At 64.8% G+C, this 21,599-nt stretch carries 23 protein-coding genes; 14 read left to right on the top strand and 9 right to left on the bottom strand.

Features of this window, described 5'->3' with window-relative positions:
- Positions 1-15: 15 nt before the first annotated feature.
- Together ACYQ0R_RS07765 and priS are read right to left on the bottom strand one after the other, a co-directional pair.
- Entirely contained in the window at positions 16-870 is an 855-nt protein-coding gene (locus ACYQ0R_RS07765) for a DNA replication complex subunit Gins51 (protein WP_459822181.1), read from the bottom strand.
- A gap of 68 nt (positions 871-938) precedes the next feature.
- Positions 939-2,102 (bottom strand): DNA primase small subunit PriS, encoded by a 1,164-nt coding sequence (priS, locus tag ACYQ0R_RS07760; RefSeq protein ID WP_459822179.1) that lies wholly within the window; start codon positions 2,100-2,102, stop codon positions 939-941.
- A 130-nt stretch (positions 2,103-2,232) separates the two neighbouring features.
- Here priS and ACYQ0R_RS07755 point away from each other — a divergent pair, with 130 nt between their 5' ends.
- A complete protein-coding gene (locus ACYQ0R_RS07755) occupies positions 2,233-2,379 on the top strand; it encodes a hypothetical protein (protein ID WP_459822177.1) in 147 nt (48 codons plus the stop codon).
- Between the two features lie 317 nt (positions 2,380-2,696).
- Here ACYQ0R_RS07755 and ACYQ0R_RS07750 read toward each other — a convergent pair whose 3' ends face one another.
- Complete coding sequence (locus tag ACYQ0R_RS07750; protein ID WP_459822176.1) at positions 2,697-2,972, bottom strand: amphi-Trp domain-containing protein; 276 nt, start codon at positions 2,970-2,972, stop codon at positions 2,697-2,699.
- Positions 2,973-3,145: 173 nt separating this feature from the next.
- Here ACYQ0R_RS07750 and ACYQ0R_RS07745 point away from each other — a divergent pair, with 173 nt between their 5' ends.
- The 3 genes from ACYQ0R_RS07745 to ACYQ0R_RS07735 all read left to right on the top strand — a co-directional run bounded on the left by ACYQ0R_RS07745 (position 3,146) and on the right by ACYQ0R_RS07735 (position 5,434).
- Positions 3,146-3,421 carry a PadR family transcriptional regulator gene (locus ACYQ0R_RS07745; RefSeq protein ID WP_004046948.1) on the top strand — a complete coding sequence of 92 codons (276 nt, stop codon included), beginning with the start codon at positions 3,146-3,148 and terminating at the stop codon, positions 3,419-3,421.
- Between the two features lie 166 nt (positions 3,422-3,587).
- The gene (locus tag ACYQ0R_RS07740; RefSeq protein ID WP_459822175.1) at positions 3,588-4,916 is read left to right on the top strand and encodes an aminotransferase class III-fold pyridoxal phosphate-dependent enzyme; all 1,329 of its coding nucleotides are present in this window, start codon (positions 3,588-3,590) and stop codon (positions 4,914-4,916) included.
- Between the two features lie 77 nt (positions 4,917-4,993).
- On the top strand, positions 4,994-5,434 hold the full coding sequence (locus ACYQ0R_RS07735) for a DUF2237 family protein (RefSeq protein WP_459822173.1): 441 nt from the start codon (positions 4,994-4,996) through the stop codon (positions 5,432-5,434).
- Positions 5,435-5,464: 30 nt separating this feature from the next.
- Here ACYQ0R_RS07735 and ACYQ0R_RS07730 read toward each other — a convergent pair whose 3' ends face one another.
- Positions 5,465-5,929, bottom strand: a complete 465-nt coding sequence (locus ACYQ0R_RS07730; protein ID WP_459822172.1) for an ArsR/SmtB family transcription factor — start codon at positions 5,927-5,929, stop codon at positions 5,465-5,467.
- A 215-nt stretch (positions 5,930-6,144) separates the two neighbouring features.
- Here ACYQ0R_RS07730 and metG point away from each other — a divergent pair, with 215 nt between their 5' ends.
- Complete coding sequence (metG, locus tag ACYQ0R_RS07725) at positions 6,145-8,277, top strand: methionine--tRNA ligase (protein WP_459822171.1); 2,133 nt, start codon at positions 6,145-6,147, stop codon at positions 8,275-8,277.
- A 167-nt stretch (positions 8,278-8,444) separates the two neighbouring features.
- Here metG and ACYQ0R_RS07720 read toward each other — a convergent pair whose 3' ends face one another.
- A complete protein-coding gene (locus ACYQ0R_RS07720) occupies positions 8,445-9,512 on the bottom strand; it encodes a phytoene/squalene synthase family protein (RefSeq protein ID WP_459822169.1) in 1,068 nt (355 codons plus the stop codon).
- Positions 9,513-9,688: 176 nt separating this feature from the next.
- Here ACYQ0R_RS07720 and ACYQ0R_RS07715 point away from each other — a divergent pair, with 176 nt between their 5' ends.
- A complete protein-coding gene (locus tag ACYQ0R_RS07715; protein WP_459822168.1) occupies positions 9,689-10,834 on the top strand; it encodes an acyl-CoA dehydrogenase family protein in 1,146 nt (381 codons plus the stop codon).
- A 35-nt stretch (positions 10,835-10,869) separates the two neighbouring features.
- On the opposite strand, the gene ACYQ0R_RS07710 is transcribed toward ACYQ0R_RS07715, so the two are convergent.
- The gene (locus ACYQ0R_RS07710) at positions 10,870-12,828 is read right to left on the bottom strand and encodes a DEAD/DEAH box helicase (RefSeq protein ID WP_459822167.1); all 1,959 of its coding nucleotides are present in this window, start codon (positions 12,826-12,828) and stop codon (positions 10,870-10,872) included.
- A gap of 229 nt (positions 12,829-13,057) precedes the next feature.
- Here ACYQ0R_RS07710 and ACYQ0R_RS07705 point away from each other — a divergent pair, with 229 nt between their 5' ends.
- Positions 13,058-14,440 (top strand): nucleotide sugar dehydrogenase, encoded by a 1,383-nt coding sequence (locus ACYQ0R_RS07705; protein ID WP_459822166.1) that lies wholly within the window; start codon positions 13,058-13,060, stop codon positions 14,438-14,440.
- A gap of 66 nt (positions 14,441-14,506) precedes the next feature.
- Here the strand turns inward: ACYQ0R_RS07705 and ACYQ0R_RS07700 are convergent, their stop codons facing one another.
- Positions 14,507-15,511, bottom strand: a complete 1,005-nt coding sequence (locus ACYQ0R_RS07700; protein WP_459822165.1) for a hypothetical protein — start codon at positions 15,509-15,511, stop codon at positions 14,507-14,509.
- Between the two features lie 341 nt (positions 15,512-15,852).
- Here ACYQ0R_RS07700 and ACYQ0R_RS07695 point away from each other — a divergent pair, with 341 nt between their 5' ends.
- From ACYQ0R_RS07695 to ACYQ0R_RS07685, 3 genes are all read left to right on the top strand, one after another.
- Entirely contained in the window at positions 15,853-16,992 is a 1,140-nt protein-coding gene (locus ACYQ0R_RS07695) for a Fic family protein (RefSeq protein WP_459822164.1), read from the top strand.
- 157 nt (positions 16,993-17,149) lie between these two features.
- Positions 17,150-17,290 (top strand): hypothetical protein, encoded by a 141-nt coding sequence (locus ACYQ0R_RS07690; protein ID WP_459822163.1) that lies wholly within the window; start codon positions 17,150-17,152, stop codon positions 17,288-17,290.
- On the top strand, positions 17,287-17,445 hold the full coding sequence (locus ACYQ0R_RS07685) for a hypothetical protein (RefSeq protein ID WP_459822162.1): 159 nt from the start codon (positions 17,287-17,289) through the stop codon (positions 17,443-17,445). Before ACYQ0R_RS07690 ends, ACYQ0R_RS07685 begins: the two co-directional genes overlap by 4 nt.
- A 20-nt stretch (positions 17,446-17,465) precedes the next feature.
- Here the strand turns inward: ACYQ0R_RS07685 and aglF are convergent, their stop codons facing one another.
- Complete coding sequence (gene aglF, locus ACYQ0R_RS07680; RefSeq protein WP_459822160.1) at positions 17,466-18,263, bottom strand: UTP--glucose-1-phosphate uridylyltransferase AglF; 798 nt, start codon at positions 18,261-18,263, stop codon at positions 17,466-17,468.
- A 130-nt stretch (positions 18,264-18,393) separates the two neighbouring features.
- Here aglF and ACYQ0R_RS07675 point away from each other — a divergent pair, with 130 nt between their 5' ends.
- From ACYQ0R_RS07675 to ACYQ0R_RS07660, 4 genes are all read left to right on the top strand, one after another.
- A complete protein-coding gene (locus tag ACYQ0R_RS07675) occupies positions 18,394-18,627 on the top strand; it encodes an antitoxin VapB family protein (RefSeq protein ID WP_459822159.1) in 234 nt (77 codons plus the stop codon).
- The gene (locus tag ACYQ0R_RS07670) at positions 18,624-19,037 is read left to right on the top strand and encodes a type II toxin-antitoxin system VapC family toxin (RefSeq protein WP_459822158.1); all 414 of its coding nucleotides are present in this window, start codon (positions 18,624-18,626) and stop codon (positions 19,035-19,037) included. The genes ACYQ0R_RS07675 and ACYQ0R_RS07670 overlap by 4 nt, the downstream gene beginning before the upstream one ends.
- 212 nt (positions 19,038-19,249) lie before the next feature.
- Positions 19,250-19,519 carry an AbrB/MazE/SpoVT family DNA-binding domain-containing protein gene (locus ACYQ0R_RS07665; RefSeq protein WP_459822156.1) on the top strand — a complete coding sequence of 90 codons (270 nt, stop codon included), beginning with the start codon at positions 19,250-19,252 and terminating at the stop codon, positions 19,517-19,519.
- Complete coding sequence (locus ACYQ0R_RS07660; protein ID WP_459822155.1) at positions 19,519-19,947, top strand: type II toxin-antitoxin system VapC family toxin; 429 nt, start codon at positions 19,519-19,521, stop codon at positions 19,945-19,947. Before ACYQ0R_RS07665 ends, ACYQ0R_RS07660 begins: the two co-directional genes overlap by 1 nt.
- A gap of 206 nt (positions 19,948-20,153) precedes the next feature.
- On the opposite strand, the gene ACYQ0R_RS07655 is transcribed toward ACYQ0R_RS07660, so the two are convergent.
- Positions 20,154-21,353 (bottom strand): orc1/cdc6 family replication initiation protein, encoded by a 1,200-nt coding sequence (locus tag ACYQ0R_RS07655; protein WP_459822153.1) that lies wholly within the window; start codon positions 21,351-21,353, stop codon positions 20,154-20,156.
- Between the last annotated feature and the right edge of the window lie 246 nt (positions 21,354-21,599).

Raw genomic sequence — 21,599 nt, 5'->3', positions numbered from 1 at the left:
GACGCTCGCGTCCGATTACTCGATTCGCTCGGCAGCGTCACGGTCAACGAGCGGCTCGGCGTTCGCCGCCGGAAGCGTCACGACGTCCTCGCGTGCGAGGTCGTATTCGCGTTCGTCCACACCGAGGATCGGGCCTACATCCCGGGTTATTCGCACCGTCGTCCGCTCGGTGGCAGAGCCGTCGGAGCCATCGAGATCGCCGGACTCGGAGTCTGCGGCTTCCCCCGGCTCGGATCGCGTCGGAGCGTCGGTCCCGGTCGGAGCGTCGGTCGATCGCCGTGTCTCGGTCGTCGGGGGTTCCGTCACCCGTCCGCCATCGGCGCTCGTTTCACCGTGTGTCGCGCCGGTCTCGGAGCGTTCGTTCCCGGCGTGCTCGTCGGCGGCTCCCATCGCGTTCGCCAGCGCGTCGGATGGATTCACAGCGTCGTTTGAGGGGTTCGCAGCGTCGTCGGGTGACGAGGCCGAATCCGTTGTCGGGGACTTCTCACCTGCGAGCACGTCCAACACGGTCGTTTTGTTCTCGACGATTCGATCGACGAGGTCGTCGAACAGCTTCCGTTCCTGTGAGGTCAGTCCTTCGCTTTCGACCGGCATATCCGCGGCGGCGAACGACGCGAGCTTGACGAGTTTCCCGACGCGCCGCTCGTAGAGGGCTTCCGCGACCTCCTCGGCGGTCTCGATCTCGTCCGACATCCGCCTGACGTCGTCGTCGGAGAACGGGTCGTCGACCTGGGCCGCGCGGCGGTCGCGTGCCGCCCGAAGGTCGGCGATGTACGCCGCGACGTCGTCGTAAAAGGAGTCCCGAAGGTGCTGGAGGCTGTCCTTTCGGCGTTCCTTCGCCTGGACGGAGCGGAGTTCATCGAGATTCATTCGTGTCGGATCATTCGGGTCGGGCGTGTTCCGGCTCTCGGTCGCGGGTCATCCCGTTTCGACGCGCGTCACCGTTCGGGTGCCTTTCGGGCGTCGCCGCGGGCCATTAGGAAGACGCCCGCGAACTCGGGGACGGTGTTCGTTCCGGGTTCCACTATTACGCGCTTCCCGTTTAGTTCTACCGTCCGTCGCTCGTCACACGCGATCCTGATCTGCCGACCCACGAACCGGTCGGGAACCGCGTCCGTGAGCGGATCGAACCCGTCGAGGTCGTCGCGGTCGATCGGCGTCACGACGAGCCCGGACCCGCCGTGGAGGGTGCCGGGAAGCCTGATGAGCCGCCGGGTGTCGGTCGTCACCGGCTCATCGATGGGTGCAGTCGACGTCGCGGTCACGCGCGCTGCGAGCGCGGAGACGAGCCGCCGTACTCCCGGCCCACCCGCCTCGACGTTGCCGTCGCGAACCGCGTCCGGGTTCCGCTCGAACGCGCCGCGGATCGTCTCCGCGCGCCCCTCCCCGATCCCGTCGAGCTCCATCAGTCGCTCAACCGCGGCGTCTTCGTCCATCTCCCGCAGATCCGACGCGTACTCGACCAGCGCCTCGTGGACGCGAGCGCCCCATCCTCCTTCGGTCCTGAGCACGCGCTTCGTGGTCCCGCGCTCCTGAACCGTATGGATCAGGTTCTCCGTGTCGAGATCGATCGCACGGACGTAGTCGACGATCTCTCGGCGAGCCTCGCTGTCGAGGTCGCGGATCGACTCGTCGCGGACGTGGACGTGGTAGCCGCGACCGCCGGAGAAGACGATCGTGAGATCCTCGAACGCGAAGTCGTTTTCGAGAAACGCCAGCAGTCTGAAGAGGGCGTCCTTACACGCCGCGAGCATCTCCGAGTAGCTCTCGGTGTCGGGATCGACCCCGGGAAGATGGTCGGCGTCGAGGTCGAAGACGAGGTCCGCGGATCGCCATCCCTTCTGTGCCATCGTCGACGCGCCGGGGTCGTCGTACCGAGCCGCCGAGAAGTACGCATGCCGAGGCGCGTTGTCCGCGAAGAACGTGTCGATGTCACCCAGATCGTACAGCGACTGGTGACGAACCATCGTGGTTCCCGTCCCGGGCGTCCACGGGATATGGCCCCATTCGCGGAGATGCGCGTCGGGCGGGAGCGCGAGCGAGACGCTCCGGTAGTAGTCACCGAAGCGCCCGGAGAGGTACTCTCGCGTCCGGTCGTCCATGTGCGCTGATCGTTCCGCCGGTCCGCGTATAGTCGTTACCGTTCGTGGCCGATCGAACACTGGCTTGCTTTAACAGTGATCGCACTCTGGAACCGTCATCACTACGGGTGTACCTCCCATACAGCGGATTATGCGCTCCGAAGAGGAGGTTCGCGAGCAGTACGAGTTCCTAAAAGAGCAGCTCGACGACGAGGAGATGAATCATCGCGGCGTCGAGGAGCTTTTCACTCACTACCGGCGCGCACTCGGATGGGTGCTCGAAGAGGAGCATATGTAGTCCCGAAGCAGTACATATCCGATCACACTCGCCCGTCACCGATGAGCATGCGGATCGGTAGCTCCGGTCTCGCTCCGGTATCTTTATCACCTACGACCCGATAGCATCACGTGACGCTTCGTCTGGAGGGCCGAAGCGTCAGCGGGGACCAATTTAGGGCAGCAGGCCTCACGCGGCTTTTTTCCGCGTGGGGCGTGCTTCTCTTCGACACGGATCCGGCGAGCAGCTGCTCTGCCCGGTGTGGCGTGCACAGTTCTCGACTCCGAATTCGATTTGGCCGATGAGACCGCGCTCCTCGGCGGATATCGTTCGGACGCCTACTCGATCGATAACGAAGCGTCAGTAGGGTCGTCGACGTCATCCCACTCGATCTCGAACTCGACGCTGAGTTCGTCCGGTCCCGAGCCGGTCTCTCGCTCGGCTTTCACCTCGAACGTTGCGCGCGGCGGTACCTCAAGCGTGAGGGACTCACCACCCGCGGCGAGCGTCACCGGCTCTCCCGACTCGAGTTTGTCCGCCACGGACCGTAGCGAGGCGGCGATCGACCCGCGGTCCTCCGTCGACTCCGTCGTGAACAGCACTTCCTCTGGCATACCTTCTGTACGACGCCTGTAATTATAAACACGACGGAAGGCACCAGAATGTGTCTGATTGACATGATTCGGCTTCGTCTCGATACCATCGCCCATTGGGTGCTAACCGGACGTTTCAGTTAGTGCGGAACGATATATTTATTTATTCCAGACAAGTATCAGTAGGCAGTACCATGTACGACCTTACAGGTTTTCAACGTGACCTGCTGTACGTGATCGCCGGCCTCGACGAACCCCACGGGCTTGCTATCAAAGAAGAACTCGAGGACTACTACGAAAAGGAGATCCACCACGGCCGTCTGTATCCGAACCTCGACACGCTCGTCGAGAAGGGGCTCGTCGAGAAGGGACAGCGTGACCGCCGGACGAACTACTACACGCTCACTCGCCGCGGCCGACGCGAGATCGACGCCCGGACGGAGTGGGAAGCGCAGTACGTCGACCACTGAATTCGACCGGTACTCCCCGCCAGCGCTCTCCCCCGCCAGCGCTCACGCGTTCGAACGCATCTTCCCGTCGCAGCTTTTTCGTCCGGGAGTCCAACGAGTTGGATGTTTCTCCAACGATTCGCGGGCTCGATCCGATTTAAGCCACGAGTGTCCCTAGCACACGGGCATGGATCGCGACACCGCCACGCCGGACGTGATGGCGCTTCCGGGGCCGAACGCTCGTGAGCGCGTCGAACGACACCACGCCTTGGCCGCGCCAAGCACGTACGTGTACGAGTTCGTATGGGACCGCACGGCTCCGGCGGACGGGCCGTTCTGCACTGACGTCGACGGCAACGTGCTCTTGGATTTCACCAGCCACGTCGCCGCCGCCCCGCTCGGCTACAACAACCCGCTGATCATGGAGCCGCTCGCGGAGTTCGAGATCGTCGACCCGCTGAAGATCGCGGGGCAGGATTTCTACGTCGACGGCGACGATGAGCTCCCGGGTCCGACCGAGCTGATGGAACGACTCACGGATATCACCGCACAGTACGAGATGGACACCGTGTTCCTCTCGAACTCCGGCGGGGAGGCGGTCGAGAACGCGATCAAGATCGCCTACGACGACGCCGACGGCGCGAAGTACGCGATCACGTTCGACGGGGCGTTCCACGGCCGGCCGCTCGGCGCGCTCTCGTTGAACCGGTCGAAGGCGGTCCACCGGCGAGGGTTCCCAGAGATCAGCGGCGTCCACGACGCGCCGTTCTGTGTGGACCGAACCTGCACGCCGGACACCTGCTCGTGCGGCTTCTTCGTCGATGGCGTCTCGCGACTTCGTCGGAAGCTTGAGCCGGAGCGCGGCCACATCGACCCCGAGGAGGTCGCGTACCTGATCGTGGAGCCGATCCAGGGCGAGGGGGGGTACCGGTTCCCATCCGACGCGTTCATGTCCGAGATCGCGGCGCTCACGACGGAACACGACATCACCCTCATCGCCGACGAGATCCAGTCCGGACTCGGCCGGACCGGCGAGATGTGGGGCGCGGACAACTACGCGATCGAGCCCGACGTAATCACCAGTGCAAAGGGGCTCCGGGTCGGCGCGACCGTCTCGCGGTCCGACGTGTTCCCCGAGGAGAAGAGCCGGATCTCCTCGACGTGGGGCGCCGGTGACATCATCGCGTCACTACAGGGCGCGCTCACGATCGACGCGATCCGCAACGAGGGGTTGATGGACAACGCGGTCATCCGTGGTCGGCAGTTCCGGGAAACGATGCGTGACGCGGACCCGGACGGCGTCGTCGACGTCCGGGGCAAGGGGCTGATGCTCGCGGTCGAGTTCGAGTCGAAGGCGCTCCGTGACGACGTGATGGACGCGGCGCTCCAGCGCGGTCTGCTCACGCTCTCGTGTGGCCACGACGTGTTGCGGATCCTCCCGCCGCTTGACGTTCGGGAACGAGAGATCGAGCTCGGCTGTGAGCTGCTGCTCGCGGCGATCGACGACGCGTCGTGACCACCGTGCGTTCGGCAGCACGGTGTCGCCTGCCGCTGCGAGCGCGTATTTAAGGTTCACGAGGCATACGTTCGGACGTGCCACCTCAGGAGTCCGACGACTACGACGAGTCGGCCGCTCAGAGCGCGGACCGCAACGTGTACGGCGGCGAGCTCGAGCCCTGCAGTACCGACCCCGAGACGGGGTACCTCCGTGACGGTCACTGTCGCGACGTCGATGGCGACGTGGGCGAACACACGCTGTGTGCGGTGATGACGGCGGAGTTTCTGGAGTACAGTCGCACGCAGGGGAACGATCTGATCACCCCTCGACCGGAGTTCGCGTTCCCGGGACTCGAGCCCGGAGATCGGTGGTGTGTCTGCGTGGGGCGATGGCTCGAAGCCGTCGAAGCCGACGTCGCGCCACCCGTCGTGATGGAAGCGACGAACGAGTCGGTGCTGTCACGCGTCGATCCCGACCGGCTTCGAGTTCACGAGTTCGACACCGAGGAGTTCGACTCGGGGACGCTCCAAGAGTAACCGGGCGGGTGTCTCGAGCGTTCCTCGCACTCACTGCGCGCCGACGACCCCGTCGACGAGCTCCGCGACGGACTGCCACGCGGCGATCGCGATCGCGGGCGCACCGACAACCCCGGCGAGACCGGCGAACGCCTGCTTCACGCGGGGGCCGTCGTTTTTCGTCCCCAACACGAGCACCAGCGGCTCGGTCGCGACGGCGTACACGTTCATCTCTCGGCCTTTCTCGGAGTAACAGGTATCGACGACCTCGATGAGGTCGGTCTCCTGGAGCTTATCGAGATGATAGCTCGCGTTCTGGATCGACAGGTCGAGGTCGTCAGCGAGCTCCGAGGCCGTGAGCGGCTCCTCGTTCAGGCGGCGAAACGCGTCCATCGTCGTCTCCGAGGAGAGCGTCGATACGAGCTCCTTCGTTTGGTCATTGTCGACGTACAGTACGGACGGATCGCCGCTACGGTCGATCTCCGTGTCCGTTCGTGAAGGGAGTAGTTTCGGCATGGTGTGGGAGGGTGTTGATCCAGTGTACTGTGCCGATCCCGTTAGCTTCTCCGGTGGGTTAAACGGTCGTTTGAGCCTCGGATCGTCCGTGCAACCGGCCGAAGTTCGTCCGCTCGGCGACGGCATCCTTGGATGCGGTCGGTTGATCCGTCGAACCCGTGGGGCCGAACCAGCGGGTTTTTGGCCCGTATGCCCGACGGATCGAATACACGAACATGAGCCACGACGACTTCCCCACCGATGCGCCGGCGGTGGTGACGTGTGGACTGCCGTACGCCAACGGCGACCTCCACATCGGTCACCTCCGCACGTACGTCGGCGGCGACGTGTACTCGCGTGCGCTGAAGCTGCTCGGCCAGGAGACCGCGTTCGTCTCCGGCTCCGACATGCACGGCACGCCCGTCGCCGTCAACGCCGAGCAGGCGGGCGTCTCACCCGAGCGGTTTGCGCTCGACTGGCACGAGCAGTACGACGAGACGTTCCCGAAGTTCAACGTCGCGTTCGACAACTACGGGCACACGCACGACGCGACGAACACGGCGGTCACCCAGCAGATCGTCCGGGATCTGGAGGCCGCGGGTCACGTGTACGAAAAGGAGATCATGGTCGCGTACGACCCGGTCGACGACCAGTTCCTCCCCGACCGCTACGTCGAGGGCACGTGTCCGTACTGCGGCGAGCACGCCCGCGGTGACGAGTGCGACGAGGGATGCCAGCGCCACCTCGAGCCGGGCGAGATCGAGGACCCGGTCTCGGCGATCTCGGGCAACGAGGCCGAGTATCACGAGCGAACCCACAAGTTCTTCGCCGTCTCGGAGTTCGCGGAGTATCTCTCGGGGTTCCTCGACCGGCTCGACGGCACCTCGAACGCGCGCAACCAACCCCGCGAGTGGATCGAGCAGGGGTTACAGGACTGGTGTATCACTCGCGATATGGACTGGGGGATCGACTACCCCGGCGAGAATCCGCAGGATCTCGTCCTGTACGTCTGGGTGGACGCGCCGATCGAGTACATCTCCTCGACGAAACAGTACTCCGAGCGCGTCGGCCCGGAGACGTTCGACTGGGAGGCAGCCTGGAAGGAGGGTGCCAGCGACGAGCATCCGGATGGTGGCGAGATCGTTCACGTGATCGGTCGCGACATCATCCAGCACCACACGATCTTCTGGCCGGCGATGCTCAAGGCGACCGACTACGCGGAGCCGCGTGCGGTGATGGCGAGCGGCTTCGTCACGCTCGACGGCAAGGGGTTCTCCACCAGCCGCGACCGTGCGGTGTGGGCCGACGAGTACATCGACGAGGGGTTCCATCCCGACCCCCTCCGCTACTACCTTGCGACCAACGGCGGGTTCCAGCAGGACGTCGACTTCTCGTGGGAGAAGTTCCGCGATCGCGTGAACACGGAGCTCGTGGGGACGGTCGGCAACTTCCTCTACCGCTCGCTGCTTTTCGCGTACCGCAACTACGACGGCGCACCGGACGTCGAGACGACGAGCCCGGAGGTCGCCGACCGGATCGACGGGGCGGTCGCGGGCGTCGAGGCCGCGGTGAACGACTACTCCGTGCGCGCGCTCGGCGACGCGGTGACGGAGCTCGCGCGCTTCGGCAACGAGTACATCCAGCGCAACGAGCCGTGGCGGCTCGTCGACGACGAGCCCGACCGCGCGGCACAGGTGATCCACGACTGCGTCGCGGTCGCGAAGGCGATCGCCGTCCTGTTCGAGCCGATCACGCCGGAGAAATCCGAGCGCCTGTGGGACCAGCTCGGCGAGGCGGACTCCGTCCACGACGTTACCCTCGAAGCGGCTAGCGAGCCGCCAGCCGGCGACTTATCCGAGCCGACAGAGCTGTTCGAGAAGATCCCGGACGAGCGTGTCGAGGAACTGAATGAAAAGCTCGAAGCTCGGGTCGCCGCCGCAGAGGACGACGGCGGCGAGGGCGACGACGCGGATGACGACGGCGGCGAGGGTGACGACGCGGATGACGACTCCGTCACCACCGAGATGACCGATATCGAATCCATCAGCGACGACCGCATCAGTTTCGAGGAGTTCCAGCAGCTCGACGTTCGAGTCGGGCGGATCGAGGAGGCGGTCGGGATCGACGGTGCAGACGATCTCCTGCGGCTTACCGTCGACCTCGGCGTCGAGACGCGGACGATCGTCGCGGGGCTCAAGCAGCTCCACGACGTCGACGACCTGCCGGGCACGAAGGTGGTCGTGCTCGCGAACATGGAGAAGGCGGAGCTGTTCGGCGTCGAGTCGAACGGGATGGTGCTCGCAGCCGGCGAGGAGGCCGATCTGCTCACGACTCACGAGGACGCCGAGCCGGGGACGAAGATCCGGTAGCCTCGAAACTACAGCCGACGGCTCGACGAGTCGGCGGTGCTGCTTGTTGAGTGTGGCTACTTCATGGACGGGTCGCACCGCGATGCGGGGTGGTCGCCGGCGCACCGATCCATCAAGGATGACTCAGAGGATGCGAATCGGTCCGTACAACGCCAGGTGCAAATCGGTCACTCCGCCGGATCGACCGCGCGGTGGTACGGCATTCGGGCGATCGTCTCGCGGAGATCAGCCAGCGAGTCGCGACCGGCGTCGCTCGCGACGGACATCACGGCGAACACCTCCTGTCTGGAGATCTTCACGCCGGTCTCGGTAAGCGCGTCCTCCGGACGGCTCCGGAGCTCTCGGAGCGTCCCCACCGCGAGCAGATACGGCACCGTCCACGCCTCCATCGTGTTGCCGTGTGACAGCGGCATCGTCTCCAGATACGACTGGGCGTCGTCGAGGAACGACCGCGCGTGGTCTGCCGTCCGGTCGACGACCCGGGCGGACGACTCGCGGTTCTCCGGCGCGATGATCTCCTCCTGATCGACCCCTTCCGCCTCGAGCCATTCGGCGGGCAGATACACGTTGTTCTCCTCGGTGTAGTCGTCGTACACGTCCTTCGAGACGTTGACGAGCTGTAGGAGGAGACCGAACTCCTCCGCGGTGTCGCGGAGCCGTCTGGCGCGCTCCTCGGCGACATCGCCCTGTGTGAGGAGGTTCGTGATGAGATTGCCGACCGTGCCGGCGGCGTAGTAACAGTACTGCTCCAGCTCGTCGCGGTCGTCGATCCGGAGACCCCCCTCGTCGGCGTGACGATCGACGAACATCGCCATCCCATCGACCATCTCGACGACTGGCGGCACGATCGCCTCCCGGACCTCCGGGTCGAGCTCCTCGAACGTCGCGAGGATCGTCGGCGACTCCGCGACCACCTCCCAGTCGTCGTTTCGACGCTCCGGTTCGGGAACCCACTCGTCGATCTCGGTGCGGAATCGGTCGATACTGACGTCCTCGTTCGGGTCGATCGCATGTCTGTACGTCCGGAGGACGTCGGCCTGTTCGTCGGGAGGGATGTGCCCGGCGTCCTCGACGGTGTCCGCGACGCGACAGAGGAGATACCCCAGACAGATCTGCGAGGCCATCGGCTCGTCCAACACGTCGACGGTCAACGCGAACGTCCGGGAAACTCCCTGGACCGCCTCGTGACACCACGCGAGGTCGGGCTCGACGGTAGCGTGTACTCGTCCGCTCATTCGGTTACAGGGTGTTACGGCACGGCCTGTAAAAAAGCCTCGCGGGATACGCTGACACGGATCCGCGAGCCGCTCGGTGGAAAACTGGCCGACAGCACGGGTATCAGCCTGATCAACCGTCGATCCGTGTACGACCGTGTGGAAACGGCTAAGGGCGACCCCCGGAACATGTTGCCATGCGGCTCACGCTCACGGACGAACAGCGAGACGTACGGGACACGGTCGCAAGCTTCGTCGACGAGGAGGTCGTCCCCCGGGCGGACGAGATCGACGAGTCCGACGAGTTCCCGAGAGATCTCGTCGACCAGATGGCCGATCTGGGGCTCATGGGGATGCCGTTCCCCGTTGAGTACGGTGGTGCCGGCGTGGACTACCACAGCTACGCGGTCGCGTTGGCGGAGATCTCCCGTGGCTCCGGCGGGCTCGGCACGGTCGTCGCCGCACACACCTCCCTCGCGGGCAACATGCTGTACGCGTTCGGCGACGAAACCCAGACGGAGCGGTTTCTCACGCCGCTCAACACGGGTGAGGACATCGGCGCGTTCGCGCTTTCTGAGGCGGGCGCGGGGTCGGACGTTCCCGCGATGACGACCACCGCCGAGCGCGATGCGGATGGGTACCGGATCGACGGTGGCAAGCTGTGGATCTCGAACGGCTCCGTCGCCGACACCGTCGTCGTCTTCGCGAAGACCGATCCCGACGCCGGACGCAACGGGATCTCCGCGTTCGTCGTCCGCCCCGACGAGGACGACGGGTTCGTCGTCGAGGGGACCGAGTCGAAGCTCGGAGATAAGGGGTGTCCGACCGCCGAGCTCCGGTTCGACGAGATGTGGATCCCCGAGGATCGGCTGCTCGGCGAGGCGGGTGACGGGTTCGTACAGGCGCTGAAGACGCTCAACGGCGGCCGGATCACGATCGCGGCGCGATCGGTCGGGATCGCCCGCGCAGCGCTGGAAGCCGCGACGAAGTACGCTCAGGAGCGCGAGCAGTTCGGCGGCCCTATCGCCGACTTTCAGGCGATCCAGCACAAGCTCGCCGACATGGACACGAAAGTGCAGGCGGCTACGCTGTTGATGCACAAGGCCGCGGAGTTAAAAGAGCGCGACGAGCCGTTCATCAAGGAGGCAGCGCAGGCGAAGCTGTACGCCTCGGAGATCGCTCGCGAGGTCGCCAACGAGGGGATCCAGATCCACGGCGGCTACGGCTACACGACGGAGTTTCCCGCCGAACGGTTCTACCGGGACGCGAAGCTCTCGGAGATCTACGAAGGGACCAGCGAAGTGCTTCGGAACACGATCGCGGACCAGCTGCTCGACGAGTAGCGACATCATCAGGGACGACCGCCGGAGAGTGTCGTTTATAAACGCCCACGAGCCGAAGCGATCGCCGGCACCTGTACGTCGATCGTCTCCGCGAGCGCGTCGGCCGCGCTCAACAGCCACTCCGCGCGCTCGATCCGCGAATCGAGGTCACCGGGACCGATCCGGTACGCCTCGACTAGCGCCTCGACCGTCGCCCCGTCGATCCACTCCGCGAGGATCCGCGCCGTTTTCACCGACTCCAACCACCCCTCGAAATCGTCGGCCTCCGTCATTCTCGTGGTCAGCTCGCCGGCGTGTGCGCGTGCGAACCGATAGATCTCCGCCCGTTCACGGTTCCCGAGATACGTGTCCTGCATATCCGGTGTGTCACACACGACCTCGAGTACGGTAAGCGTCGTCACGTCGGTCATCTCGGCCGCCGTCCGGAGTCCGGAGACGATCCGGTCACCCGTTTCGGGCCGGACGTACTGTTTCGAGGTGGTTTCGCCGATAGCCGTCGCGACGAGCCGGTAGGCGTCAGTGCCGACGCCCGTCTCACGGTCGAGCATCCCCATGGCGACGAGCTCGTCGACCGCGACGGCGACGTCGTCGGCGAGCCCGCCAGCTCCGGCCTCGCGGGCGTAGAACGTCCCCTCGAACACGTCGAGTATCTCCGCCTCGGTCGATGCGGCCTCCGTCACCACCGCGGAGAGCACGTGCGTGCGAAGCGCGGCGGGATCCGCGAGCCGTGATGCTACCGCCTCGGGCTCCCCGTCGACGTACCGCTCGACTAGCTCCTCTCGAACCGAACGCTCGCCGACGAGCACCGCCTCGCCGTACGGATCGAGCCCGGGACGACCCGCCCGTCCGCACATCTGGTGGACCTCGAGCGTCGGTAGCCACTCCGTGCCCGACTCCGTGTAGCGCGTTTGATCCCTGACTATTACCCGCCGTGCGGGGACGTTGACGCCGGCGGCGAGCGTCGGCGTCGCGCAGATGACGGCGATCTCCCGGTCTCGGAACCCCTCCTCGACGACCGTACGGTGACCGGCTCGGAGTCCGGCGTGGTGGAATGCGACCCCTTCGCGGAGACAGTCCGCGAGCCGGTTCCCGGTGATCGTCCCGTCGACCTCCGAGACGCGGTCGGCGACCGTCGTGGCCGACGATTCGATCCCCTGCAGGTCCGCAAGTCCGACGTCCGCGAGCCGCTCCGCGAGCGCGGCCGCCTCGCGGCGCGACCGAACGAACGCGACGCACTGACCGCCGTTGACAACCGCATCCTCGACGAGTGCGACCGTCGTCTCCGTTCGGTTCGGCTCGTCGTCAGGTTCGTCGTCGGGTTCGTCGCCGACCTCGACCGTCAGCGTAGTGTCGTCGTCGAACTCGACGACACCGTCGACACAGACGCCGGTACGGAGATCCACGGGACGCCAGTCGGATTCGACGAGCGTCGCGTCGAGCCACGCCGCGATGGCCTCCGGGTTATCGACGGTCGCGGAGAGTGCGACGGTCTGTATGTCCGGATTCCGCCGCCGGAGCGCCGCCACCGTCACCTCGAGCGTCGGCCCGCGACGTGGCGCGTCGAGGAGATGCACCTCGTCGATCACGACGCAGGCGAGTCGGTCGACCCAGTCGGCACCGTTACGGACCGCCGAGTCGACCTTCTCGCTCGTCGCGACCACGATGTCGTTGTCTGCCAGCTCCTCGCCGGTGGCGTCGAAGTCACCGGTGGAGACGCCGACGTCGATCCCGGGCAGGGCCGCGAACGTCTCGTACTTCTCGCGGGCCAGCGCCCGTAGCGGACAGACGTACAGACCGGGACCGTCCGCGGACAGCAGCGCGAGCTCCGCGATGAACGTTTTCCCCGAGGCGGTCGGAATGGCGGCGACCACGTCAGCGCCTGCACAGATGCCCGCGTCGACGGCGGCCGACTGCGGGGGGTACAGCTCCTCGATCCCCTCGCCGCGAAAGTGGTCGAGAAACGCTGAATCGATCGGGAGCTCGCCTACGCGCATACGACCGTCGTTCGGCGGGATCCTACTTAACACGTCGCCGGCTCCGGCGAGGACGTAGCACGCGCCGAGTGCGCAGGGCTCCCCGAGTGCGCAGGGCTCCCCGAGTGCGCAGGGCTCCCCGAGTGCGCAGGGCTCCCCGAGTGCGCAGGGCTCCTCGAGTGGGGCAGTGAGCGCTGCACGGACCGTGGAACGCGGAACGCTCTTTGGCTCCGGGCCCGGTGTGACGATCATGGATGTAACCGTCGTCGGCAGCGGCTACGTCGGCACCACGCTCGCGGCGTGTCTCGCGGACGCGGGCCACGACGTGGTCGCCATCGACATCGATGCCGAGGTGGTGGCGGCGCTGAACGAGGGGCGCGCGACGATCCACGAGCCGGGGCTCGACGAACTGCTTGAGCGACACGCCGGCGGCCGCCTCCGCGCGACGACCTCCTACGAGGACGTTCCCGAATCGGACATTACGTTCCTCGCGGTCGGAACGCCATCGACTGACGACGGCGATGTCGATGTCGGGGCGCTTTCGGCGGCGGCCAAGGGAACCGGCGAGGCCCTTCGCGGACTTGATCCGGACGAACTCGGGCTCGTCGTCGTCAAAAGCACGATCACGCCGCCGTCGATCGCCGAGGTGCGCGACGCGCTGCTCGACGGTGTGACCGACGGCGACGGTGCGGATGACGCGGACGACGCGAGCGACGCGACCGACGCGGACGACGCGAGCGACGCGACCGACGCGAGCGACGCGACCGACGCGACCGGCCGTGTCGAACTCGCGACGAACCCGGAGTTCCTCCGTGAGGGGTCTGCGGTCTCGGACTTTCAGAACCCCGATAAGATCGTGTTCGGCACCGACAGCGAGTGGGCGACCGACCGACTGCATCGGCTGTACGAGCCGCTCGTCGACGGCCGCGAGATCCCGATCGTGGAGACGGACCCGGAGACGGCATTGATGATCAAGTACGCGAACAACGCCGCACTCGCGACGAAGATCTCGCTGGCGAACGACCTCGGCAATCTCTGCAAGGAGTTCGGCATCGACGCATACGAGGTGATGGCCGCCGTCGGCCTCGACGACCGGATCGGTGAGAAGTTCCTCCGGTCGGGGGTCGGCTACGGCGGGAGTTGTTTCCCGAAAGACGTCGACGCGCTGCGTGCCGCGGGCCGGAACGCCGGCTACGACCCCGACCTGTTGAACGCGACGGTCGCGGTGAACGACCGGCAGCCCGAGCGCCTGTTGGCGCTGCTCGACGAGCACGTCGACGTCGCGGGCGAGCGCGTCGCGGTGCTCGGACTTGCGTTTAAACCCGGCACCGACGACGTGCGCAACTCCCGGGCGATCCCCGTCATCGAGGGGTTACTGGAGCGTGGGGCCGACGTCGTCGGCTACGACCCGATCGCGACGGAGACGATGCGCGAGCGGGTCCCCGATATTACGTACGCGGACTCCGCGAGGGGCGCGCTCGACGGGGCAGTCGGCGCGCTCGTCGTCACCGACTGGGACGAGTTCGCGGCGCTGGACACCGAGTTCGACGGGATGACCCGGCCCGTCGTTGTCGACGGCCGCCGGATAATCGAGCGACGCGACGGGATCACTTACGAAGGGCTGACCTGGTGAACTGACTGCTCGGTCACTCGACGGGTTCGGTCACTCGTCGGGTTCGGTCACATCGACCGACCGAACTCACGCCCGTGTTCGGAGATATCGATCGACGCGCCCCGCGAGCGCGGAGCGAACGTCTGCCTCGGGGAGCGACGCCGAACCGGTTAGCGCTACCGTCTCCCGGGCCAGTTGCTCCAGTGCGCGCTCGGTGAGCGTCTCGACGGTCACCGGATCGTCGGCCGCCTCACAGGCGGTCCGGACGCGGCCGAGCCACGCGTCCGTCACGCGGTCGTCGAGAAGGGTGTCGATGGGGACGTCGAGCGAACCGTCGGCGTCTCCGGAGTCGGTCTCGACGGTCGGTGTGTCTCGGCGTCGCCTGCGGACCGCGCGCCCGCCCGCCTTGTTGTGGAACACGACGCCGGCGGCGGGGCCGTCGTACCACGCCGAGTCGGGGATCGGGTACGCCGCCGGGTCGACGTCCGCGGCGCGCAGCTCCTTCGCTATCGGGTCGACTGCGGGGAGGCCGACCCGGTCGAACACTGCCTGCACCGCGTCGCGCGGGAGGTATCGGTCGCGATCCGCGTCGTACACGTCGGTACCGAGCACCGACGGCGTTCGCGACCAGTCGTACCGGGGCGTCGGCGGGTCGTCGTCGCGGTCGACGCGATGGACCGCGACGCAGACGAACGTAACCGAGGCGGGGTCGTCGACGGCGTCCCGAAACGCTTCGCGGGCGAACGACTCGCGCACCGCGCGCACGGCGTGGCGGTACTGCAGGGGGATCGATTCGTGTGCGAACTCGCGCTCGGCGTCGCCGAACTCCAGGAAGCCGGCGTCGGTCACCCGGAACCGGAGGGGGTCGCCCGCGATCAGCTCCTCGACCCAGAGGTGGCCGGACGCGAACACGTCGGGCGCGTCAGTGACGGTTGGGTACGGCGGGAGATCCTGCATGACAGTCCCTTCGACGGTCGCGCCCGGGCCAAGAAAAGCTGTCGTCGCGCCCGGGATCTCATGGGATCGGGGAACGGTTCGGCCGTCGGCTGTCGATGGGACGAACACGAGCAGCCACACGGCACGCGGGACCACTACCACCCGCTTCCTGCCGCCAGCACGGCCGCAGCGGTGCTCCCGTGGGTCAACGAGCGGCTCGGAACGTCGCGACTCCTACCGGTTTTCGGAGTCGGACCGGACCGCGCTGTTCGACGAGTTCGACTGACGAACGGCGTCACGTCGGTCTCAGTCGTCGACGACCGCTTCCTCGGTTCCACTTTCTTTGTCGTCGCCGTCTTCGCCGTCTTCGTTGTCGCCCGCCTCGCCGGGGCGCTTGCGGTTCGCATAGAATACAGTACGCACCCGATCTGACCAACATAACTGTATTTAAACGGCCTTCATTACACTTATGTCGGTCTCAAACCACTCTTACTGTAATGAATCCTGCTGAGTTCGAAGATGGACCCGGTCAGATCGAGCCTTACAACGGACTCCCCTGTTACAATCCGACAAGCCTTCCTCCAGAACTCGAATTTACCGAAGCGATTCTAGACGCCCACGGCGATGCCCTCTACGCACTCGGCCAACTCTCGACCCTTCACGATCACATCGAAAACGAGAACCTCTTACTCGCGCCTTTCGTGGTTCGGGAAGCCGCGATGAGCTCGCAGATCGAAGGCACCGCAGTCACCGTCTCAGACATCATCCTTCACGAACCTGATGAAGCTCCTGAACGGTCAGCAGCATCCGAGCGTGACATCCGAGAAGCGTACAACTACGTCGAGGCCGTCCAGATGGGGTTCGATCGGCTCGAACGAGGTGAGAATATCGACCGCGACCTTCTCCGTGAACTCCACGAATCGCTCTTGCTCGATGTTCGTGGCGAAGACAAGCGCCCAGGCAACATCCGGGATACCCCAGTGATCATCGGTCCAAACAAGAATCCCGAGGATGCACAGTTCATCCCAGCCCATCCAGCCCATGTTCCATTGCTACTTGATCAGCTCATCGCATACAACCGAATGGAAAACTACCCGCCCCTCATTGACATCGTCCTCTCACACTACCAGTTCGAGACGATCCACCCGTTTCGTGACGGGAACGGCCGACTCGGGCGACTCCTCATTATGCTCCAGTTGTACGACGCTGGCTTGCTAGCTGAGCCGTACCTGTACTTGTCTGCGTATTTCAACCGGAACCGGAGTGAGTACTTCGAGCAACTGCTGAGCGTCAGCAGGGACGGTACGTGGGAAGAGTGGGTGCTGTTCGCGGTGACTGCGATCGGTGAGCAGGCCCGCGACGCCTACGAGTGTGGCCAAGAGCTCGTAGACCTCCGAGCCACATATCTCGACCAGTACGACGGATATCCAGCTGTTCGCGACGTCGTCAGCCATCTCTTCGAGGAACCGTATCTACAGGCGAATCGCGCTCAAGAAGCGACAGGTCGATCGATGAAAGCCGTTTATAACGCGATTGATATGCTCTCGGAGGATGGGATCATCGATGAAATCACTGGGAAAGAACGCGGGAAGGTCTACCGAGCGCCAGAAATTCTCGCGAGCGTCGGAACACCATGATGCGTCCGAGAACCCGTCCTCGCCACGATCGGAGGGCTGCGCTACGTGGCAGGCGTGGAAGATCGCCGGCGTGACCGTGAATACGGCAGGGTCACCCCTGAGACGGTGCCCTCAGTCGTCGACGATCTCTGCCTCCCTCGGGCGCTCGTCGTCGGGCTTGCGTTCCACGAGAGGGTACGAGATCGCGGGACTCTCGGCGGCCGAATTCTCGGAGCTCCTCGCGGAGCGAGGCGTCTCGACGGATCCGGGCTTCCTCGACCAGGACTCCCGGGCACGGAAACTCGACGACTTCGAATGACGGTCGTCGACAACAACGTTTTGAGTGCACTCGTGAAAGCGGATGCGCTCGAATCTGGCCCCGGACTTCGATCGGTACTCGACAGGCTGGAACGCCGCGACGGCTACCGCCTTTCGGAGTCGGACCGGACCGCGCTGTTCGACGAGTTCGACTGACGAACGGGGTCAGTTCGGTCTCAGTCCTCGACGACCGCTTTCTCCTCGCCGGCGTCCTCGTCGCCGTCGTCCGCCTCCGTGTCTTCGCCGGCGTCCGCCCCGCTCTCCAGTTCCGTCAGGCGCTCGGCGGCGCGGTCGCGGTCCTCGGGATACCCGACGTCGATCCGCCAGCCGTCCAGCCGGATCGCGTCGATCGTGCGGCCGGACTGGATGAGGAGGTCGATCGCGTCCGGCAGTTCGTACTCGCCGCGGTCGGAGGGCTGTACGAGGTGGCAGGCGTGAAAGATGGCGGGCGTGAACGTGTAGAAGCCGGTCATCACGAGGTTGCTCGGTGGGTCGTCGGGCTTCTCGACGACCTCGACGACCTCGCCGTACTCGTTGGTGTCCAAGACGCCGTAGCGGGACGCCTCCTCGTAGGGCACCTCCTCGACGAGGAACGCGGCGTCGGCGCGATCCTCCCGCTGTCGGCGGGTCACGTCGCCGAGGTTGCCGCGGAACACGTTGTCGCCGAGCATGAGCATGAAGTCGCCGTCGACGTGCGGCTCCGCCTGGAGGATCGCGTGGGCGAGCCCGAGCTGCTCGCGCTGGTGGGTGTAGGTGATCGGAACGCCCGCGTACTCGTCGCCGAAGCGGTCGATGATCTGCTCGGCCTTGTAGCCGACGACGACGATCAGCTCCGTCGCGCCGGCGTCGATCAGGTTGTCGAAGACGTCCTGGATCAGCGGCGTGCCGTTCACCTCGACGAGCACCTTCGGCTTGTCGTCGGTTAGGGGCTGGAGTCGGGTTCCCTTGCCGGCGGCGAGGACGACTGCTTGCATGGCTCGGAGGTGTCCGTCGGCGTTCAAATACTTTGTGACGCGTCTCTGACGGGTGGACGCTGGACCGATCGTCGTCCCGGAACCGCGGGCGACGCGAGCGTATTTATGTATGGGTACCCATACGCAAATCATGAGCAAGAACATCGCGATCAGCGACGACGTGTACCGTCGGCTCAAACGCGAGAAGGGCGACCGCAGCTTCAGCGATCTCATCGCCGACACGCTCGACGACGGGGGCCAGCTCGCGGACGTGACCGGCCAGCAGGTCCTCGACCCGGAGACGTACGCCGAGGTCACCCGCGAGATCGAGCGGTTGAGCGACGGAACGCTGGAGCGACTGTCGGACGGGTCGGCCGACGCATGAAACTGCTCGATACGTCGGCCGTCATCGACATCGACCGCGGCGGCGTCGACGAGAAGGTGCGATCCCTCGACGAGCAGGGTCGGCACGCGATCAGCATGGTGTCGGTGACGGAGCTCCGTCTCGGCGTCGAACTGCAGTTCGACTGCGGAACCGACGCGTACCGACAGGCCATAGACGATCTCGATCGACTTCTCGCGCGCTTCGAGGTGTACTCGGTCTCGCGACCGGTCGCGACGGCGGCAGCCGAGATCATCGCGGAGCTTCGGGACGGCGGGCAGCGACTCGACGACCTCCACGACGTGTATATCGCCGCGACCGCGCGCGTCCAGCAGCTGCCGGTCCTGACGGCGAACGTCGAACGCTTCGAGCGCATTGCGGACGTGCAGGTCGTCGACTGGGCCGCGCTCTGACGGTCGGACCCGTCACGTCACGACGTCGGCGTCCGGTTCCGCCGACGATATCGACCGGCTCCGGCGTCTCGGCGGGTCCGAGAACCGGGACGAACTGCTCGACTTCTTGCCGGCGACGAGTACGACTGCTTGCATGGGAGCGAGGCCTGACCGTTCTCTGAACGTTCACATGCGGCGCAACATGTATTTCGTGTGGGCTCGTACTGCCGAGTATGGCGACTGAAGGGGCTTCCGAGGAAACCACGGTCAGCGATCGAGGAATGGTCACGATCCCGGCGGAACTCCGTCGACGTCTCGACATCGAGCCCGGCGACAAACTTCGGTGGCACGCTGACGAAGCGGGGAACCTCTCTGTGGAGGTCGTCAAGCAGCGTTACGGCGCGTTCGACGACTTCGAGCCAGTCTCAATGGGAGGCGACGGGTCCGAAACCCACGACATCGCAGGTCACGAGGACGATCCCGCCTTCTCGGAGCACAACTGATGGCGGTCGCAGTGATCGACACGGGCGTGTTAATCGGGATGGCCGACGTCGACGACGAGCGCCACGACGTCGCTACGGAGATCGTCCGTGGAATGGATCACGGTGATCTTCCGACAGCTCGGGTGACGAACTACGTCGTTCTCGAAACCCTCAACTGGATACACGACCGGAAGCGACACGACACGGCTGTAGAGACGTACGAGCGGCTGAAACAGTCTGCGGGGTTCGAAGTACTCCACGCGGCCCAGAAGGACTTCACCAACGCTGTCACTCTTTTCCGGACCTATGAGGGCCTCTCCTTCGGTGACGCGACTATTGCTGCATACATGCAGCGGGAAGAAATAGAACACCTCTATTCGTTCGATGACGACTTCGACACGATCCAGGGTATCACTCGGCTGGAGACGCCGGATAACCCCTTCAACTGACGTGTATCGTCTCGGTTCGCTGTCGCCGAGGTGTAGTTGGACGACCTCGGTTATCCCAGTCCATTCGTCGCAGGATATCAATCGCAATGGTGGAGTGTCCCGCACTCTCAGGGTGAGACGACGAGTACGGCTGGAGGATTTCCCTGAGAGGATTCTCGATACGATTCACGAACGGGGAGAGTACGTTTCGTCTGTCTGTGTGACGTTCACCGATCGGGTTTCGTCTCGGCCCCCTTTCGGATCTCGATGACTGTCTCCGGATCGAGATCGAGCTGGTACTCGTAGTACCGACCGCCGCCCTCGCCGTGATTTCGATCCCATCGCTGCAGAAACCCGAGCATGTGGAGATCGGAGAGATGGTTCTGGATGCTTTTGAGAGTCGTCAGTGGATCCACGGCATGCGATTCGGCGACCGATTCGTATCGATCCTTGATCGTTCTCGACCGTACCGGAGAGTTCCCGTGCTGTTCGATATACGCCACGGTTTCGAGCAAGAGCTGTGCGTGCTGAGTCTGATCCTCGATCCGATTCCGTAATCGTCCTCGTTGCACGAGTTCCTGGGCTTTGACGATGTGTGAGTCGTCGACACGAATGTCATCGCATCGTCTGGCGACCTCACCGCCGACGCGGAGGAGGTCTATCGCCTGGCGCGCGTTTCCACGGTCCTTCGCCGCGATCGCCGCCGCCCTTGTGATGGCCGAATCGTCACAGGCACCCTCCACGAACGCCCGATCGGCTCGGTCTGCTAGAATGGCGCGGAGCTCGCTCGCGTCGTACGGGCTGAACGATATCTCGGTCTCCATCAAGGTGTCCTTCACTTTCGGCGAGAGCGACTGCCGGAAGGTGTAGTTGTTACTGATGCCGATGACGCCGACCTTCGAGTTCGTGATATGCCCGATCGATCGCGCCCGTGGGAGCTCGTACAACAGCGTGTCGACGTCGTCCAGGTGATCGATCTCGTCGAAGACGACCAGATGAGTGCCGCCGATCCGGTCGAGTTGCGTGTACAGTTCCTCGAACGCGTCGGCCGTTCCAAGTCCTCGCTTTGGGAATTCGCTCGCGTGATCGGAGACAAGTCGATTGACCAACGTGCGAACGACGGTGTAGAGGGAGTTTCCGTTACAGTTCAGTTCGTGGACGTGTAACTCATCGGCGTCGGGCCGCTTCGTGACCTCGTCCTGGAGTGCTTCCATCATGTACTTCGTGACGGCGGTCTTCCCGAGTCCGGCCTTCCCGTACAGCATAACGTTCTGTGGAGTGCGACCGAAGAGAACGTCTTGGAGCGCGTGGCGGTACTGATCGATCTCCTCGTCGCGTTCGAGGATCTGATCAGGTTGGTGGTCCTCGGAGAGTACTTCCTTCGAGACGAAGATCGAACGCTCGATATCACTGAATGGCCCGGCCATGCGTGCTCATGGCGAACCATTGTATATATTTAAAACCTGCTTTTGTTTGTCTCGTTTGACTGTTTGGCTACTCAAAGACGGCTAAAAACACGCCGATGTAGGCTGACACCGAGAAGACAGACGAAACGTACTCTCCGATACCGCTGCTCACTCCATGCCACCTCATCTCCGGGATCCCCGACACGAGAGAAGACAGACGAAACGTACTCTCTCCGAAGCCGTCCCCGGTGAGGGCGTGCCGTCGAC

The sequence above is a fragment of the Halorubrum luteum genome (genome assembly GCF_054652935.1).
Note: the sequence above shows the minus strand (reverse complement) of the source record. Positions and strands in the feature narration are given on the sequence as shown.

What these genes read in the sequence shown, in the direction of transcription:
- ACYQ0R_RS07765 (WP_459822181.1), bottom strand. Translation starts at nt 870, where the DNA reads ATGAATCTCGATGAACTCCGCTCCGTCCAGGCGAAGGAACGCCGAAAG.
- priS (WP_459822179.1), bottom strand. Translation starts at nt 2,102, where the DNA reads ATGGACGACCGGACGCGAGAGTACCTCTCCGGGCGCTTCGGTGACTAC.
- ACYQ0R_RS07755 (WP_459822177.1), top strand. Translation starts at nt 2,233, where the DNA reads ATGCGCTCCGAAGAGGAGGTTCGCGAGCAGTACGAGTTCCTAAAAGAG.
- ACYQ0R_RS07750 (WP_459822176.1), bottom strand. Translation starts at nt 2,972, where the DNA reads ATGCCAGAGGAAGTGCTGTTCACGACGGAGTCGACGGAGGACCGCGGG.
- ACYQ0R_RS07745 (WP_004046948.1), top strand. Translation starts at nt 3,146, where the DNA reads ATGTACGACCTTACAGGTTTTCAACGTGACCTGCTGTACGTGATCGCC.
- ACYQ0R_RS07740 (WP_459822175.1), top strand. Translation starts at nt 3,588, where the DNA reads ATGGATCGCGACACCGCCACGCCGGACGTGATGGCGCTTCCGGGGCCG.
- ACYQ0R_RS07730 (WP_459822172.1), bottom strand. Translation starts at nt 5,929, where the DNA reads ATGCCGAAACTACTCCCTTCACGAACGGACACGGAGATCGACCGTAGC.
- metG (WP_459822171.1), top strand. Translation starts at nt 6,145, where the DNA reads ATGAGCCACGACGACTTCCCCACCGATGCGCCGGCGGTGGTGACGTGT.
- ACYQ0R_RS07720 (WP_459822169.1), bottom strand. Translation starts at nt 9,512, where the DNA reads ATGAGCGGACGAGTACACGCTACCGTCGAGCCCGACCTCGCGTGGTGT.
- ACYQ0R_RS07715 (WP_459822168.1), top strand. Translation starts at nt 9,689, where the DNA reads ATGCGGCTCACGCTCACGGACGAACAGCGAGACGTACGGGACACGGTC.
- ACYQ0R_RS07710 (WP_459822167.1), bottom strand. Translation starts at nt 12,828, where the DNA reads ATGCGCGTAGGCGAGCTCCCGATCGATTCAGCGTTTCTCGACCACTTT.
- ACYQ0R_RS07705 (WP_459822166.1), top strand. Translation starts at nt 13,058, where the DNA reads ATGGATGTAACCGTCGTCGGCAGCGGCTACGTCGGCACCACGCTCGCG.
- ACYQ0R_RS07695 (WP_459822164.1), top strand. Translation starts at nt 15,853, where the DNA reads ATGAATCCTGCTGAGTTCGAAGATGGACCCGGTCAGATCGAGCCTTAC.
- ACYQ0R_RS07685 (WP_459822162.1), top strand. Translation starts at nt 17,287, where the DNA reads ATGACGGTCGTCGACAACAACGTTTTGAGTGCACTCGTGAAAGCGGAT.
- aglF (WP_459822160.1), bottom strand. Translation starts at nt 18,263, where the DNA reads ATGCAAGCAGTCGTCCTCGCCGCCGGCAAGGGAACCCGACTCCAGCCC.
- ACYQ0R_RS07675 (WP_459822159.1), top strand. Translation starts at nt 18,394, where the DNA reads ATGAGCAAGAACATCGCGATCAGCGACGACGTGTACCGTCGGCTCAAA.
- ACYQ0R_RS07670 (WP_459822158.1), top strand. Translation starts at nt 18,624, where the DNA reads ATGAAACTGCTCGATACGTCGGCCGTCATCGACATCGACCGCGGCGGC.
- ACYQ0R_RS07665 (WP_459822156.1), top strand. Translation starts at nt 19,250, where the DNA reads ATGGCGACTGAAGGGGCTTCCGAGGAAACCACGGTCAGCGATCGAGGA.
- ACYQ0R_RS07660 (WP_459822155.1), top strand. Translation starts at nt 19,519, where the DNA reads ATGGCGGTCGCAGTGATCGACACGGGCGTGTTAATCGGGATGGCCGAC.
- ACYQ0R_RS07655 (WP_459822153.1), bottom strand. Translation starts at nt 21,353, where the DNA reads ATGGCCGGGCCATTCAGTGATATCGAGCGTTCGATCTTCGTCTCGAAG.